Source organism: Microbacterium sp. FW305-3-2-15-F-LB2 (assembly GCF_058787255.1).
On sequence record NZ_JBYSZO010000001.1, the window covers coordinates 560,514 to 575,425 of the forward strand.

17 protein-coding genes are annotated in these 14,912 nt (G+C 68.3%); 11 read left to right on the forward strand and 6 right to left on the reverse strand.

All coding sequences use genetic code 11. From position 1 onward, the window contains the following. Positions 1-12 precede the first annotated feature (12 nt). The 8 genes from infA to AC3WLZ_RS02735 all read left to right on the forward strand — a co-directional run bounded on the left by infA (position 13) and on the right by AC3WLZ_RS02735 (position 4,834). Positions 13-234: a translation initiation factor IF-1 gene (gene infA / locus AC3WLZ_RS02700; protein WP_013583992.1), complete on the forward strand. Its 222-nt coding sequence runs from the start codon at positions 13-15 to the stop codon at positions 232-234. A gap of 62 nt (positions 235-296) precedes the next feature. Further along, positions 297-413: a 50S ribosomal protein L36 gene (rpmJ, locus tag AC3WLZ_RS02705; RefSeq protein WP_005050492.1), complete on the forward strand. Its 117-nt coding sequence runs from the start codon at positions 297-299 to the stop codon at positions 411-413. Positions 414-552: 139 nt separating this feature from the next. Then, positions 553-927: a 30S ribosomal protein S13 gene (gene rpsM, locus AC3WLZ_RS02710; RefSeq protein ID WP_063256596.1), complete on the forward strand. Its 375-nt coding sequence runs from the start codon at positions 553-555 to the stop codon at positions 925-927. A gap of 34 nt (positions 928-961) precedes the next feature. Then, on the forward strand, positions 962-1,360 hold the full coding sequence (gene rpsK / locus AC3WLZ_RS02715) for a 30S ribosomal protein S11 (RefSeq protein WP_013583990.1): 399 nt from the start codon (positions 962-964) through the stop codon (positions 1,358-1,360). Between the two features lie 177 nt (positions 1,361-1,537). Next, a complete protein-coding gene (locus AC3WLZ_RS02720; RefSeq protein WP_022879045.1) occupies positions 1,538-2,527 on the forward strand; it encodes a DNA-directed RNA polymerase subunit alpha in 990 nt (329 codons plus the stop codon). A 42-nt stretch (positions 2,528-2,569) separates the two neighbouring features. Continuing rightward, complete coding sequence (gene rplQ / locus AC3WLZ_RS02725) at positions 2,570-3,148, forward strand: 50S ribosomal protein L17 (RefSeq protein WP_412923554.1); 579 nt, start codon at positions 2,570-2,572, stop codon at positions 3,146-3,148. A gap of 80 nt (positions 3,149-3,228) precedes the next feature. Next, positions 3,229-4,086 carry a tRNA pseudouridine(38-40) synthase TruA gene (gene truA / locus AC3WLZ_RS02730; protein ID WP_412923555.1) on the forward strand — a complete coding sequence of 286 codons (858 nt, stop codon included), beginning with the start codon at positions 3,229-3,231 and terminating at the stop codon, positions 4,084-4,086. A gap of 55 nt (positions 4,087-4,141) precedes the next feature. Further along, positions 4,142-4,834: an endonuclease/exonuclease/phosphatase family protein gene (locus tag AC3WLZ_RS02735; protein ID WP_412923556.1), complete on the forward strand. Its 693-nt coding sequence runs from the start codon at positions 4,142-4,144 to the stop codon at positions 4,832-4,834. Positions 4,835-4,977: 143 nt separating this feature from the next. Here AC3WLZ_RS02735 and AC3WLZ_RS02740 read toward each other — a convergent pair whose 3' ends face one another. Further along, complete coding sequence (locus AC3WLZ_RS02740) at positions 4,978-5,235, reverse strand: hypothetical protein (protein ID WP_412923557.1); 258 nt, start codon at positions 5,233-5,235, stop codon at positions 4,978-4,980. A 278-nt stretch (positions 5,236-5,513) separates the two neighbouring features. Between AC3WLZ_RS02740 and AC3WLZ_RS02745 the strand changes: the two genes are divergently transcribed. Next, on the forward strand, positions 5,514-6,137 hold the full coding sequence (locus AC3WLZ_RS02745) for a hypothetical protein (RefSeq protein ID WP_412923558.1): 624 nt from the start codon (positions 5,514-5,516) through the stop codon (positions 6,135-6,137). On the opposite strand, the gene AC3WLZ_RS02750 is transcribed toward AC3WLZ_RS02745, so the two are convergent. Both AC3WLZ_RS02750 and AC3WLZ_RS02755 read right to left on the reverse strand, forming a co-directional pair. Continuing rightward, a complete protein-coding gene (locus AC3WLZ_RS02750) occupies positions 6,138-7,256 on the reverse strand; it encodes a hypothetical protein (protein ID WP_492468963.1) in 1,119 nt (372 codons plus the stop codon). After that, on the reverse strand, positions 7,253-8,920 hold the full coding sequence (locus AC3WLZ_RS02755) for a sensor histidine kinase (RefSeq protein ID WP_492468964.1): 1,668 nt from the start codon (positions 8,918-8,920) through the stop codon (positions 7,253-7,255). Before AC3WLZ_RS02755 ends, AC3WLZ_RS02750 begins: the two co-directional genes overlap by 4 nt. 178 nt (positions 8,921-9,098) lie before the next feature. Between AC3WLZ_RS02755 and AC3WLZ_RS02760 the strand changes: the two genes are divergently transcribed. Beyond that, complete coding sequence (locus tag AC3WLZ_RS02760) at positions 9,099-9,908, forward strand: fructose 1,6-bisphosphatase (RefSeq protein ID WP_492468965.1); 810 nt, start codon at positions 9,099-9,101, stop codon at positions 9,906-9,908. 16 nt (positions 9,909-9,924) lie between these two features. On the opposite strand, the gene AC3WLZ_RS02765 is transcribed toward AC3WLZ_RS02760, so the two are convergent. After that, positions 9,925-11,004: a hypothetical protein gene (locus tag AC3WLZ_RS02765; RefSeq protein ID WP_492468966.1), complete on the reverse strand. Its 1,080-nt coding sequence runs from the start codon at positions 11,002-11,004 to the stop codon at positions 9,925-9,927. Between the two features lie 147 nt (positions 11,005-11,151). Between AC3WLZ_RS02765 and AC3WLZ_RS02770 the strand changes: the two genes are divergently transcribed. Continuing rightward, on the forward strand, positions 11,152-12,627 hold the full coding sequence (locus tag AC3WLZ_RS02770) for a glycosyltransferase family 2 protein (RefSeq protein WP_492468967.1): 1,476 nt from the start codon (positions 11,152-11,154) through the stop codon (positions 12,625-12,627). Between the two features lie 78 nt (positions 12,628-12,705). Here the strand turns inward: AC3WLZ_RS02770 and AC3WLZ_RS02775 are convergent, their stop codons facing one another. After that, on the reverse strand, positions 12,706-13,695 hold the full coding sequence (locus AC3WLZ_RS02775; RefSeq protein WP_492468968.1) for a response regulator transcription factor: 990 nt from the start codon (positions 13,693-13,695) through the stop codon (positions 12,706-12,708). A 134-nt stretch (positions 13,696-13,829) separates the two neighbouring features. Further along, a complete protein-coding gene (locus AC3WLZ_RS02780; RefSeq protein ID WP_492468969.1) occupies positions 13,830-14,852 on the reverse strand; it encodes a glycoside hydrolase family 6 protein in 1,023 nt (340 codons plus the stop codon). Positions 14,853-14,912 lie beyond the last annotated feature (60 nt).

A 14,912-nucleotide genomic window follows, 5' to 3' on the forward strand; every position in this document is an offset into this window, starting at 1 on the left:
GTGAGCGAGTTTATGGCGAAGAAAGACGGTGTCATCGAGATCGAGGGCACGGTGTCCGAGGCACTGCCCAATGCGATGTTCCGTGTCGAACTGACCAACGGTCACAAGGTGCTCGCCACCATCTCGGGCAAGATGCGGCAGAACTACATCCGCATCATCCCCGAGGACCGCGTCGTCGTCGAACTGAGCCCGTACGACCTCACGCGAGGTCGCATCGTCTACCGCTACCGCTGAGTCCGGCCGAGAAGTAACGAACCGCTTCGGCGGATCGAAGACAGCGAACAGGAAACACCCCCATGAAGGTCAACCCCTCCGTGAAGCCCATCTGCGACCACTGCAAGGTGATCCGTCGTCACGGGCGCGTCATGGTGATCTGCAAGAGCAACCCGCGTCACAAGCAGCGCCAGGGCTGAGTCCCCTCGGACTCCACGTACGACTTCCAACTGAACACACAACGGCAGGATCAGAACCCGCGATGCGGGGGACACCTCGGGGCGGAGGCCCGAGCACCGATCCTGCTCCACACCTCCACGACACTCTGAGGAGAGCCGCATGGCACGTCTCGCCGGCGTCGACATCCCGCGCGACAAGCGCGTGGTGATCGCACTTACCTACATCTACGGCGTGGGCCGCACCCGCTCCACCGAGATCCTCACCGCGACCGGCATCAGCCCGGACGTCCGCGTCAAGGACCTCACCGACGACCAGCTGGTCGCTCTGCGCGACCACATCGAGGGCACCTACAAGGTGGAGGGTGACCTCCGTCGCGAGGTGGCCGCCGACATCCGCCGCAAGGTCGAGATCGGTTCCTACGAGGGCCTGCGCCACCGCCGCGGCCTCCCGGTGCGCGGTCAGCGCACGAAGACGAACGCTCGTACCCGCAAGGGACCCAAGCGCACCGTCGCCGGCAAGAAGAAGGCGCGCTAGGCCTCCGCCGGCGCAGGATCCAGGAGAACCGCACATGGCACAGGCCAAGTCCGCCGCGCGCAAGCCGCGCCGCAAGGAGAAGAAGAACATCGCCGTGGGTCAGGCCCACATCAAGTCGACGTTCAACAACACCATCGTTTCGATCACCGACCCGTCCGGGGCCGTCATCAGCTGGGCTTCGTCCGGTGGCGTCGGCTTCAAGGGCTCGCGCAAGTCGACCCCGTACGCCGCAGGCATGGCCGCGGAGTCCGCTGCCCGCCAGGCGCAGGAGCACGGCGTCAAGAAGGTCGACGTCTTCGTCAAGGGCCCGGGTTCGGGTCGCGAGACCGCGATCCGTTCGCTCACGGCCGCCGGCCTCGAGGTCGGCTCGATCCAGGACGTGACGCCGCAGGCGCACAACGGCTGCCGTCCGCCGAAGCGCCGCCGCGTCTGATCACCGTCGTTCCCGGGGAGTGCGTGTCACTCCCCGGGAACATTGGTGCTCTCACGCACCCCACGGACATTCGGATGCCACGCTGCCCCCGGGCGCGTGACATCCGACGAGTACAACTCAACACCTCACCCCATTACACGTGTCATATAGCGGGCACGTGATCGAAAGGAACACATAGTGCTCATCGCACAGCGTCCCACTCTGACCGAGGAGAAGATCGGGGAGTTCCGCAGCCGTTTCGTCATCGAGCCGCTGGAGCCCGGCTTCGGTTACACGATCGGCAACGCGCTGCGTCGCAGCCTCCTGTCGTCGATCCCCGGCGCGGCCGTCACGAGCATCCGCATCGATGGCGTCCTGCACGAGTTCAGCACCATCCCGGGCGTGAAGGAAGACGTCACCGAGATCATCCTGAACATCAAGCAGCTCGTGGTCTCGAGCGAGCGCGACGAGCCCATCACCGCGTACCTCCGCAAGACGGGTGCCGGCGAGGTCACGGCCGCCGACATCTCCGCTCCCGCGGGCGTCGAGGTGCACAACCCCGAGCTGGTCATCGCCACGCTCAACGACACCGCCAAGTTCGAGCTCGAGCTCACGATCGAGCGTGGCCGCGGCTACGTGTCGGCGACCCAGAACCGCAACGAGTACGCCGAGGCGGGCCAGATCCCGATCGACTCGATCTACTCGCCCGTGCTCAAGGTCAGCTACCGCGTCGACGCCACCCGTGCCGGTGAGCGCACCGACTTCGACAAGCTCGTCCTGGACGTCGAGTCGAAGCCGTCGATCGCTCCCCGCGACGCGGTTGCCTCCGCCGGCCGCACGCTCACCGAGCTGTTCGGGCTCGCCCGCGAGCTGAACGTCGAGGCCGAGGGCATCGAGATCGGCCCCGCGCCGGTCGAGACGGTCCTCTCGAACGAGCTGTCGATGCCGATCGAAGACCTCGACCTCTCGGTGCGCTCGTACAACTGCCTCAAGCGCGAGGGCATCAACACCGTTTCCGAGCTGGTCGCCCTCTCCGAGACGCAGCTGATGAACATCCGCAACTTCGGTCAGAAGTCGGTCGACGAGGTGCGCGACAAGCTCACCTCCCTCGGCCTGTCGCTCAAGGACTCGGTGCCCGGTTTCGACGGCGCTCAGTTCTTCGGCGGCTACGACGACGAGACCGTCTGACCCGTCGGACCCGACCGAACCTTCCTACTGGAGTAACACGACATGCCCAAGCCCACGAAGGGTCCCCGTCTCGGCGGCGGCCCGGCCCACGAGCGCCTGCTTCTCGCGAACCTCGCTGCGGCCCTGTACACCCACAAGTCGATCAAGACGACCGAGACCAAGGCCAAGCGCCTGCGTCCGCTCGCTGAGCGCCTCATCACGTTCGCGAAGCGGGGTGACCTCCACGCCCGCCGCCGCGTCCTGTCGGTGATCGGTGACAAGGAGGTCGTGCACACCCTCTTCACCGAGATCGCTCCGCTGGTCGCCGACCGTGAGGGTGGCTACACCCGCATCACGAAGGTCGGCAACCGCAAGGGTGACAACGCCCCCATGGCCGTGATCGAGCTCGTCCTCGAGCCCGTCACCAAGAAGCCGTCGGCGTCGAAGGCTGCCGCCCCCGCAGCGGCTGCCGCCCCGGTCGCGGAGGAGACCCCCGCCGAGGAGGCTCCCGCCGAGGAGACCGCCGCGGAGGAGACCCCCGCCGCGGATGAGGCCGCCGATGCCGGCGCCGAGTCGCCCGAGGAGGGCGCGGCCGCCGAGGCTGCCGCCGCTGACGCGGTCGAGGACGACGCCAAGGCGTAATCCTCTTCTCTTGTCCTGGGTCCCCCTCCCGCACGGAGGGGGCCTCAGTCGTCTTCGTGCGGTGCACGTAGGCTGGACGTGTGCGTATCCGTCTCGACATCGCCTACGACGGCACGCATTTCCGAGGGTGGGCCCGGCAGCCGGGGCTGCGCAGCGTCCAGGGCACCCTCGAGGATGCGCTGGCCCGAATCGTCGGCGGAGATCCGCGCCTCGTCGTGGCCGGCCGAACGGATGCCGGCGTGCACGCTTCGGGACAGGTGGCGCACGTCGACCTCGATGAGGCGCAAGTGTCGCGCATCGCGCGGCGGCGTCGCGAGGGCGACGAGACGGACGCGGTTGCGGCGCTCTCGGGTCGTATCCAGGGCGTTCTGGGCGCGTATCCGGACGTCACCGTGACGCGCGCCGCGCGCGCGCCGGAGGGCTTCGACGCCCGCTTCTCCGCGGTGTGGCGTCGATACGCCTATCGGATCGCCGATCTCACCACGGGGTACGACCCGCTCGAGCGGTCCCACACGACCACGGTCAAGGCGCACCTCGACGTGGAGGCGATGGATGCCGCGGCCCGCAGCCTGATCGGGCTCCACGACTTCGCGGCGTACTGCAAGGCCCGCGAAGAGGCGACGACGATCCGGACGCTGCTGGAGTTCGATTGGCACCGCGACGCGGACAGAGTGCTGGTTGCGCACATCCGAGCCGACGCGTTCTGTCACAGCATGGTGCGTGCGCTCGTCGGGGCGTGCGTCGCCGTCGGTGAAGGGCGCATACCGGTGGAGCGTGTCGTCGAGATCCGCGACGCGGCCGCGCGGACTCCGGACACGAAGGTGCTCGCCGCCCGCGGGCTCGTGCTGGCGGAGGTCGGCTACCCGGTCGATGAGCTCCTGGCATCCCGTGCCGAACAGACGCGCAATCGCCGGGACGCCGCCGACATCGGTTCCTGAGTGTTTCGCAACCCTCAGGAAGCTGCGGGGTACGCCGCCCTAGGCTGGCTACGCCATGAAGGTCATCTCCTACAACCTGCGAAAGCATCGCGCTGCCGGTGAGCTCGCCGCCCTCGTCGACGCGCATGCGGTCGATGTGCTGTGCCTCCAGGAGTACGACACGCAAGATATTCCGACGGAGATCGCGGGGCTGCGCCTGGCTGAGGCGACCCAGCGCAATCGGCTCGGGCTCGCCGTCTACTATCGCGCCAACACCTTCCGTGCGGTCGAGGTCCGGTCGATCGCGCTGAAGAAGTCGTTGCATGACTACGTCCTGAAGCCGGCCGAGGAGCGCATGCTCGGTGTTCGCCTCCGCGACATCGACGATGGCCACGAGATCATCGTCGCGTCCTTCCACGCCGCGCCACTGACCGCGCTGAACTCGCTCCGCCGCCACCAGATCCGCACGGCCCTCACGGAGCTGCAGAACCTCGGGGCGGGGCTGCCGACGTTGATGGTGGGCGACTACAACTACCCCGTCTTCAAGGAGAACCTTGGCCAAGCGGTGCGCGATCAGGGCTACGAACTGACGCTGAGCGATTCCCGCACCTACACGCGCTACCGGTTTTTCCGGGGTCACTACGACTTCGCGACCTCGATCGGTTTCGACATCGCGCACATCAGGACCCTCCCTCAGGGTCTGAGCGACCACTTGCCGATTCTCATCACCGCCGAGGTGACGGGCACGCGGTCCTCCGTGACGTCCTGATCCGGCTTCTGCCGATGGCGTGACGCCGACGCCGCGCGGCGCGAATCCCGACCGCTGCTGCGCCGCTGACGTCCACGCCCGCGAGCCACATCGCCAGAACGGAGCGGGGCTCACGGCGGCCCCGCCGCGTGACGGGAGAGGCGTCAGATGTCGTGGTGGTGACGATGGCGGCGCACTGTGGCGCCCACGGCGATCGCGCCGCCCGCGAGGGCGAGAGAGCCTCCGCCGATCCAGTAGCCCAGCATCGGGGCGCCACTCGCGCCGGTGCTGCTGGCCGAGGCGTGGGACGTGGCATCCTCCGGCGGGTCGACCGTCGCGGCGTGGGCGACGCTCGGGATGGCCAGGGCACATCCCGCGACGATCGAGGCAGCGGCCAAGGAACGGACGAACGTGTTCTTCATTCGGCACCCACTAGCGTCGAGGACAAGAGTCCGAGCACGGCACGTGCAACGGGCCGACGGTGATCCGATGCGCGATCCGAATCCCCCCTGTTCGACTATCCCTCATGCGCGCGGACGACGCCAGCGGGGGGAGTTTCGATTGCGTAAAGGGTGGGTGTCTCCCGCGCTTCCCGCGTCCGTGCCTCGATCTCTGTCCCGGCCCAGCGGCCCCCGTGTCGCGTCCCCGCTCCCGGCGACCCGCCGCCGCCTAGACTCGAGAGAAGACCACAGGAGGATTCATGGGGGAGCGGGTGCGCCGCGGCCGTGCCGCGCTGAGTGCGATCGGCGCGGCGGTGACGCTGCTCGCGCTGACGGGGTGCGGTGCACCGCCCTGGGCTCAAGGCGGCGGGGAGACCTCGCCCTCACCGATCCCCTCGGCATCGATTGTGCCCGTGCCGACGCCCGTGGCGAACGATCTGTCCAGCGGGTCGACGGAGAAGAAGATCGCCGCCGGAGCCATCGCGGCGACGGTCAAGTACTGGTCCACTCTCTCCATGGACCGATGGTCTGCATCGGCGCTCAAGCCCGTGAGCATCTCCATGGCCACCACCGTCACGCCCAATGACGGACAGCAGGTCTACCTGCAGCGGGCGACCATGACGGCGGTGCCCGGCAACGCCACGCAGTCGTTCGCGCCGCTCTCGCCCCAGGTCGACCAGAGCAACCCACCCGGGTATGTGGTGCTCGCGCCCTACAGCTACTCGCAGACCTTCAACGTGGGGGAAGTGCCCGCCGACGCGACTTTCGTGACTCTGCAGTTCACGTACGAGTTCCTGCTGCAGACCACACCGACCTCGAGCGAATTCTCCAAGCAGACGGCGACCGACACGCTCACGGTCGCCATAGCGCCGCCCGTCGGCTGATCAGGCGCGTAGCCGTTCCCAACGGTCGCCACCCAGGCCGCTCGCGGTCAGCGCTGCCTCTTCGGCCCGCTGAACCAGCGTCGTCAGGTCGTATCCGGCCGACTCGGCGGGCACCCAGCCCACGCTGGCCGACAGCTGGACGTCCGACCACTCGTCGGCATCCATTTCGGTGACGCGGCGCAGCAAGGTCCGGACGTGCTCCCGCAAGACCAGACCGGGACGGCACACCACCGCGATCACACGCCCGCGCGCCGGGCGTCCGATATCGGCCTCGGCCGGGAGCGTCGCGGCGACGAGGGCCTCGAAGGCGGCGACGATACGGTTCCAGCTGTTCTCGCCGATCGTGCTTCGGATCTGGTCCGGGTCATCCAGACGAATCGCCAACACGGCCCAGGAGATCTCCTGCGCGCGACGTGCGCGGGAAAGGCGATCAGCGGCCGTCACCGAGAACTGGGGCCAAGAACTCGCGGCGCGCATACCCACGGGCGAGACCGAGGTGAAATACAGGACGCTCACGGTCGCGCACACCAGGTAGATCAGCATCGCCAGCCCGTTCAGGATGCGGGGAAGCTGGAGGTCTTGGGCGTTCGAGGGGAGAGCCAGGCCCGCCACGACGATCGCGCCCGCCAGGGCCACGAATCCCGCGGACACGATGGTGAGGGGCAGCGCGAGTCGTTCCAGGCGATCAGCGGCGCGGCGGATCTCGGCGATCGTGAGCCCGGCGAAGACGGCGGCGCCCAAGAACGCGACGCGGAATGTCATCCCGTAGACACGAGGGTCGACGGCGAGGACGAATGCCGCCGTGGTCGCGATCGACTGCAGCACCGCGATCCAGGGCAGTGCGGGCACGTGGCGGCGAGCGCGGAATCGCGACCAGATGAGGGCCGGCGCGCCCAACATCAGCCCGAGGCCCGCTCGGCGCACCGCCTCGTCGCCGATGACCGAGCCCGCAACCGAGATCCAGGTGCTCGACATCGCCAGCACGAACGCCAGCGACCAGAGCAAGGCGGCGCGCGACGGTCTGTGCAGGAACCCGAGGCCGATGACCATCACGGTCGCGAGCGTCGCGACGGTGGCCTGCGCCAATCCCAGGTTGGCGAGAGTGTCCTGCGTCGTCATGCCTCGGCGGCTCCCGGCCGTGAGGGGAGACGCACGGTCACCGTGGTCCCGGTTCCGACCTCGCTCTCGAGCTCGAGCGACCCGCCCTGCTCCTCGACGATGCTGCGGACGATCCCCATCCCCAGCCCCGTGCCGGGAGTCGGGCTCTCTCGCGCGGCGCGGGCGCGGAAGTACGGGTCGAAGATGCGTGGCAGATCTTCGGGATGGATGCCGATCCCGGTGTCGGTGAAGGTGAGCTCGACATGGTCGTCGAAGACGGCGCCGGAGATGTGCACGCTCCCGCCCCCCGGCGTGTACTTGATCGCGTTGCTGAGGATGTTGTCGAACGCCTGTCGCAGGCGGAAGCCATCGCCGACCACTTCGGCGATGGCGGGCAGGTCGTCGCTCACGGTCACGCGACGCGCGGCAGCGGCCGGACGGAACGATTCCAAGGACGAGGCGATGATGCGGCTGGCATCCGTCGTGGTCGCTGCCTTCTCTTCGCGGAAGACTCCGCGTGAATTGGCGAGGATCTCGGAGATGAGGGTCTGCATGCGCTCGCCGGCACCCGCGATGACCTCGAGCTGCTCGCGCACCTTCGGAGTCAGATCCGGCGCGTCCAGAGCCAGGTCCGCGTGACCGATGATGGCCGTGAGAGGGTTGCGCAACTCGTGCGACACGGTGGCGGCGAGGCGCTCCCGAGCGCGCTCCGCCTCGATGAGCGCGGTGATGTCGTGAACGATCAGCAGGGTGCTCTCGGGCTCGTCCGACGACACCAGGCGGCGAGTGGATGCCGAGAGAGCGTGCCAATCTCCCTGGGCGTCGAAGAGCCACAGCCGTTCGTCCTCGAACTGCTCACCGCGGGCCGCGCGGGCGAAGGGCCGCTCGGACTCCGGCAGGGGCTCGCCGCGCAGAGTCGCGTACTCGACGGCGCCGCCGGGACGTGAAGGCTCGTCGCGTTCGATTCCGTAGAGGTTCACATAGGTGTCGTTGAGGGCCAGGACTTCGCCGTCCACCGAAAGTCGGGCGATTCCCGTGTCGAGCCCGTTGAGCATCTGCGATACCCGACGCTCCTGCCCGGTGACGCGCTGCAGAGTGCCCTGGAGCCGGCTCGCCTGTCGGCGGAGCAACTGCTTGAAGGCGCGCGTCTGGCGCGACGACAGGAAAGCGGTGATGGCGATGAACGTCAGAGACAGCAGGACCACGATCAGACGCAGGGCGGTCGCGGGTCCGACGCCGTTGACCGAGGCATCCGCGACGATGATGACCCCCACCGCGGCGAGCGAGGCGACCATCATGCTGAGGACGAAGTGGGTGGCTATCCAGGTGATGGGGAACACCCAGAAGAATCCGAACCGCAGATCGGTCCCGAAGCTCAGCAGACCGATCCCGACGATGTCGCCGAAGGGGATGAGCGCGACCGCGTTGCGGGGCAAGCGGTGCCACGGCACCATGATCGCCACCGCCGTCAGCGCGATGACGACGCCCACTCCCGTCGAGAACGTCCACACGGCGAAGAGCGACGGCTCGAGGGCCTGCACGAGGAGAACCGTGATCACGACGCTCGCGCCCAGGACCAGCTGCAGCAGCCAGACGGATCGAGTACGACTGCTCGGGCCGCCGGATTCGTCGGCGTCGGCGACGACGGGCGACGTCGCGCGCGGACCGCTCCTCACCGCTGGCATGTTATCGAGTGTATCGACCATGGTGTAGTCTTCTGCGCGCCATCCTGTCTCTGCTCGCCCTTTCGCGCCCTACCCGTCGCGTCGTCCGGTCAGACTCCCCCTGAGGCCTGCATCCCGCAGCGTGATGGTCGTTTCGTCGACCTCTGCGCACCCGCGCCCTCAGATCCAGGAGAACCCCGTGAGCAGCTCCACTCACCGCCGTACCGTGCGTGCCCTCGCGCTCGCCGCCGTCGTCGCGCTCGGCGGACCGATCACCCTGACGGGGTGCACTCAGGTCGTCGACGCCTTCAACGCCATCCAGGCCCAGACCTCGGGCAACGGACAGTCGGTCGTCGTGGCGACCCCCTCGCCGCAGGCGACGTCGTCCGAGATGCCCTTCGATTCCCGCTTCACCTACGACGGGTCGGTTTCGCTCTCGTCGGAAGTCGCCGACGGGTTGGAGCTGCGCCTCGACGTCTGGGCGGTCGACCCGAAGCGCACGATGGAGTGGACCTCGTCGAACGAGAAGCAGTTCGGCTTCGCCCTCAACGTGCACGATCACCGTGTCGACGAGAAGGCGGTGCTCACCCAGAAGCGCCGCGTCTACATCTCGTCCGTATCCATCACGTCGCAGACCGCGCAGACCAGTGGCCAGGTGTCGAACCCGTTCCAGTTCAGCGCCGACCCTCGCACGCTCGTCCCCTCCGACACCCTGCGGTCCGACCGCGGTCTCCTGCTCAACAGCTTCCAGGGCGGGCTTCTCGTGCCCTCGACCTCGATCCGTCAGCTTCCGAACGACAGCTACGGCATCACGCTCGAGTTCGCCTTGAACATCGCGGTCGAGGGCTCAGCCAACTCCGAAACGTCCTTCACGCAGCAGACGGTCTACCAGTACCTGCCCATTGCGATCTTCGAGTCGGACGGTTCCGCGTCGGCCGGTCAGCCCACCGACTCGGGGACGAGCACCGGGCGGGCGCCGGGCTGGGGACAGACCAGCAACCAGAACTGAGAGCGTCCCCGTCGGCTCACGCGCGGGGGACTGCGTGTGAGCCGGGGCGGAGCCGCCGACTCTCCATCAGTAGCGACAGGTCGTGGACGTCGCTGACGGCGTGGTGCTCGAACGAGAGGTCGGGAGTGTCGGTGTAATCGATCAGCGGCATCTGGTCTGCGAACACGCGGCGGATGCGCGCTTCGACGTCGGTGCGGACGACCGATCCCGGATGCAGCACGAAGACCGTGTTGCGCGCGGGAACCCCCGCGACGGCGCCGGGCATCGCCTCGTGCACGGCGTCGACCAGCACCGTGATCATCTCCTCGGCGCGCCGGGCGCTGTGCGCCGCGCGGATCAGATCGATCTCGGGGACGCGCACGATCAGGGTGTGCACCCGACCGTGCGCGAGAAGGATCGACTGTGCGGCCTGGCGCAGGCTCCTTCGATCGTGCGCGCGCGTGCCCGGCGCGGGGTCGTCGTCCAATTGACGTCCCAGGCGCACGGATCCGTACCCCATGCCGACGATAGCCAGGGCGCTGACGATCGTCGTCATCTGCGTCGAGGCGGTGTGCTGCCACAGCGCGGATGACATGCCGACGGTGGCGCTGACCGCCAGGCGGTAGAGGTTGAACGCCCCGAAGACGACGAGCGTCACCACGAGAATCCGTGAGCCGGACAACTCACGGACGGGGCGTCGACCGAATTCCACCGCCGACAGTGCGGCGAAGACGACCAGGCCGGCGGTCTTCACCAGCGTCGCGTCGTCGAGGCTGACGACGAAAGTGACGGCCAGCATCAGGATGGCGGCGGCCCCCGTCGTCGCGGCGCCGATCGCCCGGCGCGCGTTGAGGCGCCGGGCCCCGGCCCAGGCCAAGCCCACCGTCACGACGTTCGTGGCGTTGCCGACCGCGGCGGCGAAGGTGCCTCCGCCCGCGACCTCCACCACGTTGGCAATCGAGCACGCCAAAGCTGCAAGGGCCGCAACCCCCATGTACCGGACGAGCTCGGCACGGGGGCCGCCGCGGTCGTCCCCGTGACGGCCGTGCGCCAGGAACAGTGCGGCGCCGGCGACCGAGGCCGCAGCGATGGCGGCGAGGAGGTCGAGAACGACCATCGTCGGAGCTCTCCCTGTGCCGGGGCCCCGAGGGAATCTTGAGGAAACCTTGCGGGGACGGTGGTCATGTTCGGCGGTGGCCTTGCGGTGAACCTATCAGAGTGGGACATGGCTGAACCGCCGCCCCTCCGACAGGAAGACACCGCCATGACCGATGCGCGAAGCTTCGCTCCCCAGACCCGGGCGCTCGCCTACCCCGCGGGTGGCGCGGCCGGCCCCGTCGTCGAGGAGCACGCGTTCCCGGACGACTTCGCGTCGGTGCTGGAGCACTCCACGGTGCACCGCTCCACGATCGGATGCATCATCCCCGCCTACAACGAGGAGGAGTCGATCGCCGATGTGATCGAGGCTCTGCTCGGTCAGACACGTGTGCCCGATGTCATCCACGTCGTCGTCAACAACACCTCGGACGCAACCGTCAAGATCGCCTCCGGCTACAGCGGCCCGCACGAGATCCACACCGACCTCGGTGAGCAGTTCACCGAGGTGTTCGTCCACGACATCGGCAAGAACCCCGACAAGAAGGTCGGGGCTCTCAACTACGGCTATTCCCTCGTCGAGGGCTACGACTATCTGCTGGGCGTCGACGGGGACACCATCGCTGACAGCAAAGCGGTGGAGTACCTCGAGACCGAGGCCGTGTCGGACTCCCGCATCGGCGGCATCTCGGCGATCTACACGATCGACGACAAGCCCATCAAGGGCCTGATCGCCCGCTTCCTCACGGCCGGTCAGCGCACGCAGTTCGCGGCGTTCAACCTGCAGAACCTGCTGCGCGGCCGCAACATGGCGGTGCTCGGCGGGCAGTTCTCGATCTTCTCCACCAACGCGCTGCGCGAAGCGATGAAGCAGAACCACCAGGTCACGCCGTGGGTGAAGGACTCCGAGGTGGAGGACTCGCTGCTCTCGCTGCAGATCAAGAGCGCCGGCTACCTGACCAAGATCAGCCCGTACGCCCGCGCCAACGTGGGCGGCATGACGACCCTGTCCGGGTACGACGCCCAGCAGGTCAAGTGGACCTACGGTGCCATCGAGCTGATGTGGCCCGGCCAGCGCGGAGACACGAAGGGCCAGCCGTTCCACCCGAACCTGCGTCTGCGCTGGTTCGAGAACTTCGGCATGCTCACCAACCTCTTCGTGCGCGTGGCGTTCCTGACGCTGCTGGCCGGATCGCTGTCGATCAACGCCTTCGTCTTCTCGCCGCTGTGGCTGATCCCACCGGTGGTGGCGATGCTGCTCAACCTGCGCATCGCGCGCACCATGGCGGCGGTCAACCGTACCGATGTGCTCTTCGCCATCCTCTTCTTCCCCGCCGAGATCTTCATGTGGATCCGCATCAGCCACTTCGTGCGCTCCTGGACCCGCTTCCTCTCGCGGAAGAAGGTCGACAACTGGGCCATGCAGGCCAAGGCCGAGCGTGGTGGCGGGCTCGGGCACTGGGCCCCGATGGTGGTGCTCATCGGCGTCGCGATCGCCCTCGCGGTCATCTGGGTCCTGGTGGGACCGGTGGTGCAGTCCTCGATCCTCTGGATCGGCTGGCCCATCGTCGGCGTGGTCACCGTCCTCCAGACCCTTCTGATGTTCTCCAAGCTCGTCCGTCGTCACCACGGATTCAAGGTCTGATCGCGACCCGAACGCGTCAGAGAAAACGGATGCCTCGGCCCTGGGGAGGGTCGAGGCATCCGTTATGTTCCGCCGGGATCAGGGGGCGGCCATCAGCTCCGAGGTGAGGCGGTAGCCCACCCCGCGGACGGTCTCGATGTAGCGAGGGTTGGCGGGGTTGTCACCGAGCTTGCGACGGAGATTGGTCATGTGTGCCTCGATGGCGCGCTTGTCAGCCTCGCCCACGAAGTAGCTGGTGACGTACGACTCCCCGCGCAGGACGAGGGTGAGATCGGCTTTGCTGCGCACCCGCCGCTTGGACTCCATGAGGGTCGCGAGCAGGTCGAACTCCGTGCGGGTCAGATCGAGCTCGAATCCGTCCACCAGCACGATGCGGCTGTCCGGGTCGAGCTGGAGGTCACGGTGCACGATCCAGGGGCCGCCGGTCGGGGTGAGCTCTCCGTGCGCGCGCGAGGCGACCTCGGCCCCGGCGCGGGGCGCCACTTCGTTCCCTGGCGCGGTCGTGGACGCCCACGGGTCGGGGCCCTGCGACGAGGGAACGACGACCGGAGTGCTCGGCAGCGGGGCGGCGGGCGCCGGTGCCGGCTCAGCCGCAGTGGGTGGCACCGCTTCGGGGGCGGGGCGGGCGCCCGGGAACGAGGGGCCGACGCTGTCCTGGCGCGGGGCGGTGACCGCAGGGCCGCCCGAGCGTGGCCGCCGGAGCAAGGCCTCGATCCGCGCCCGAAGCTCACGCGGGCGGAAGGGCTTCACGACGTACTCGTCGGCGCCGGCGCCCAGACCGAGGACGACGTCGGCCTCTTCCTCGAGCCCGGTGAGCATGATGATGTACGTGTCGCTCTGCTGACGGATGCGCCGGGCGGCCTCGAAACCGTCGATCCCGGGCATATTCACGTCGAGCGTGGTGATGAGGGGCTGATAGGCGATGACCGCCCGGACCCCGTCGATGCCGTTACCGACCGACACCGTGGAGAAACCCGCCGACTCCAGAACCTCGACGAGGAGGTGGCGGATGTCGGGGTCGTCCTCGACGATCACGGCCGTCTTCAGCATCTCGGTGCTGTCGCTCATCCCACCACTCTTCCAAAGTCGCACGTCTCCCGTGCCCGCGCTCTCCCCGAGGTGCGGTGGCCACAGACCGGCCGAGCGACATCCTTACATACTTCGCAGCGCTTACGGTTAGCCCGAGACCGGTCGCGTCGCAATCATCGGCTCTCGCGGGTCAGTTCCACGGCGGCATCCGGCCACCACGTCCCCGCGACCGGGCCGCCGTTGCACTCGCCGTCGCTTTCGCCTGGCGGCTTGATCCACAGTGTCGTGTCCACGACGCCGTCGCCGTAGGCGCCGCTGGCCGCGCCGACGAGGCGACCACCCGGGTTGCACCACTCCGACCCGGCGGGGCCGGCACCGTTGCGAGACGTGTCGATGATCGCGTGCGTCCCGCCGACGAGGTCGGACAACCGGTGGGCGTAGTCGAACTCGTTCGCCGTGTCCTGGTAGTTCGAGACGTTCAGTGCGACCCCGCGAACCTCGCCGAGCAATCCGGTCGACGTGAGCAGGTCGGCCATCTCCGCCGCGGAATGCCAGGCCGAGTGGCCGCCGTCGATGTAGATCCACGTGTCCACCCCGCGGATGTTGTCCACGGCGGTGCGCAGATAGCCTGCCCGGTCCTGGAGCGACCCGCACGAGGGGGCGAGCGCGATGCTGTCGGGCTCGAGGACGACGATCTTCCGGACGTCGGAGGCATTGCGCAGAGCATCTCCGATGCGTGCGGTCCACGCTGCGTAGGCGTCGGGGTCGAGCCCTCCCGCGGAGTGGTTGCCGCAGTCGCGATCGGGCAGCCCATAGACCGCGATCGAGATCGTGGCATCCTGCTCGCGAGCCTCCGCCGCGAGGTGGGCCACTCGGTCCCACACCTCGTCGACCGGGTCGATCTCGGGCGTGAGCCAGTACGTCGTCGGCTGCGCGGCGAGCCACGCTGCGGCCTCGGCCGGAGCCGAGCCGGGCTCCGCCTGCGCCGCGGCCTTTGCCGCCTTTGATTCGTCCGGAGTGACGATGCGCACATCGACGGCGGGAGGGCGTGCGGAAAGCGTCTGGAACAGAGAGGTCACGAGGGAGCCGACCACCGCGATGCCGGCGACGAGCGCGACGACGAGGACGACCGCCCCGCCAATCAGGACCGGCCGCGGAATCCGACGCCGACGGCCCGGGCGGTGCGTTCTCCCCACTCTGAGGACTTTAGTCGAGCGCTCGGTGTCGAACGGTCACGGACTCCTCGCCGGACTCCG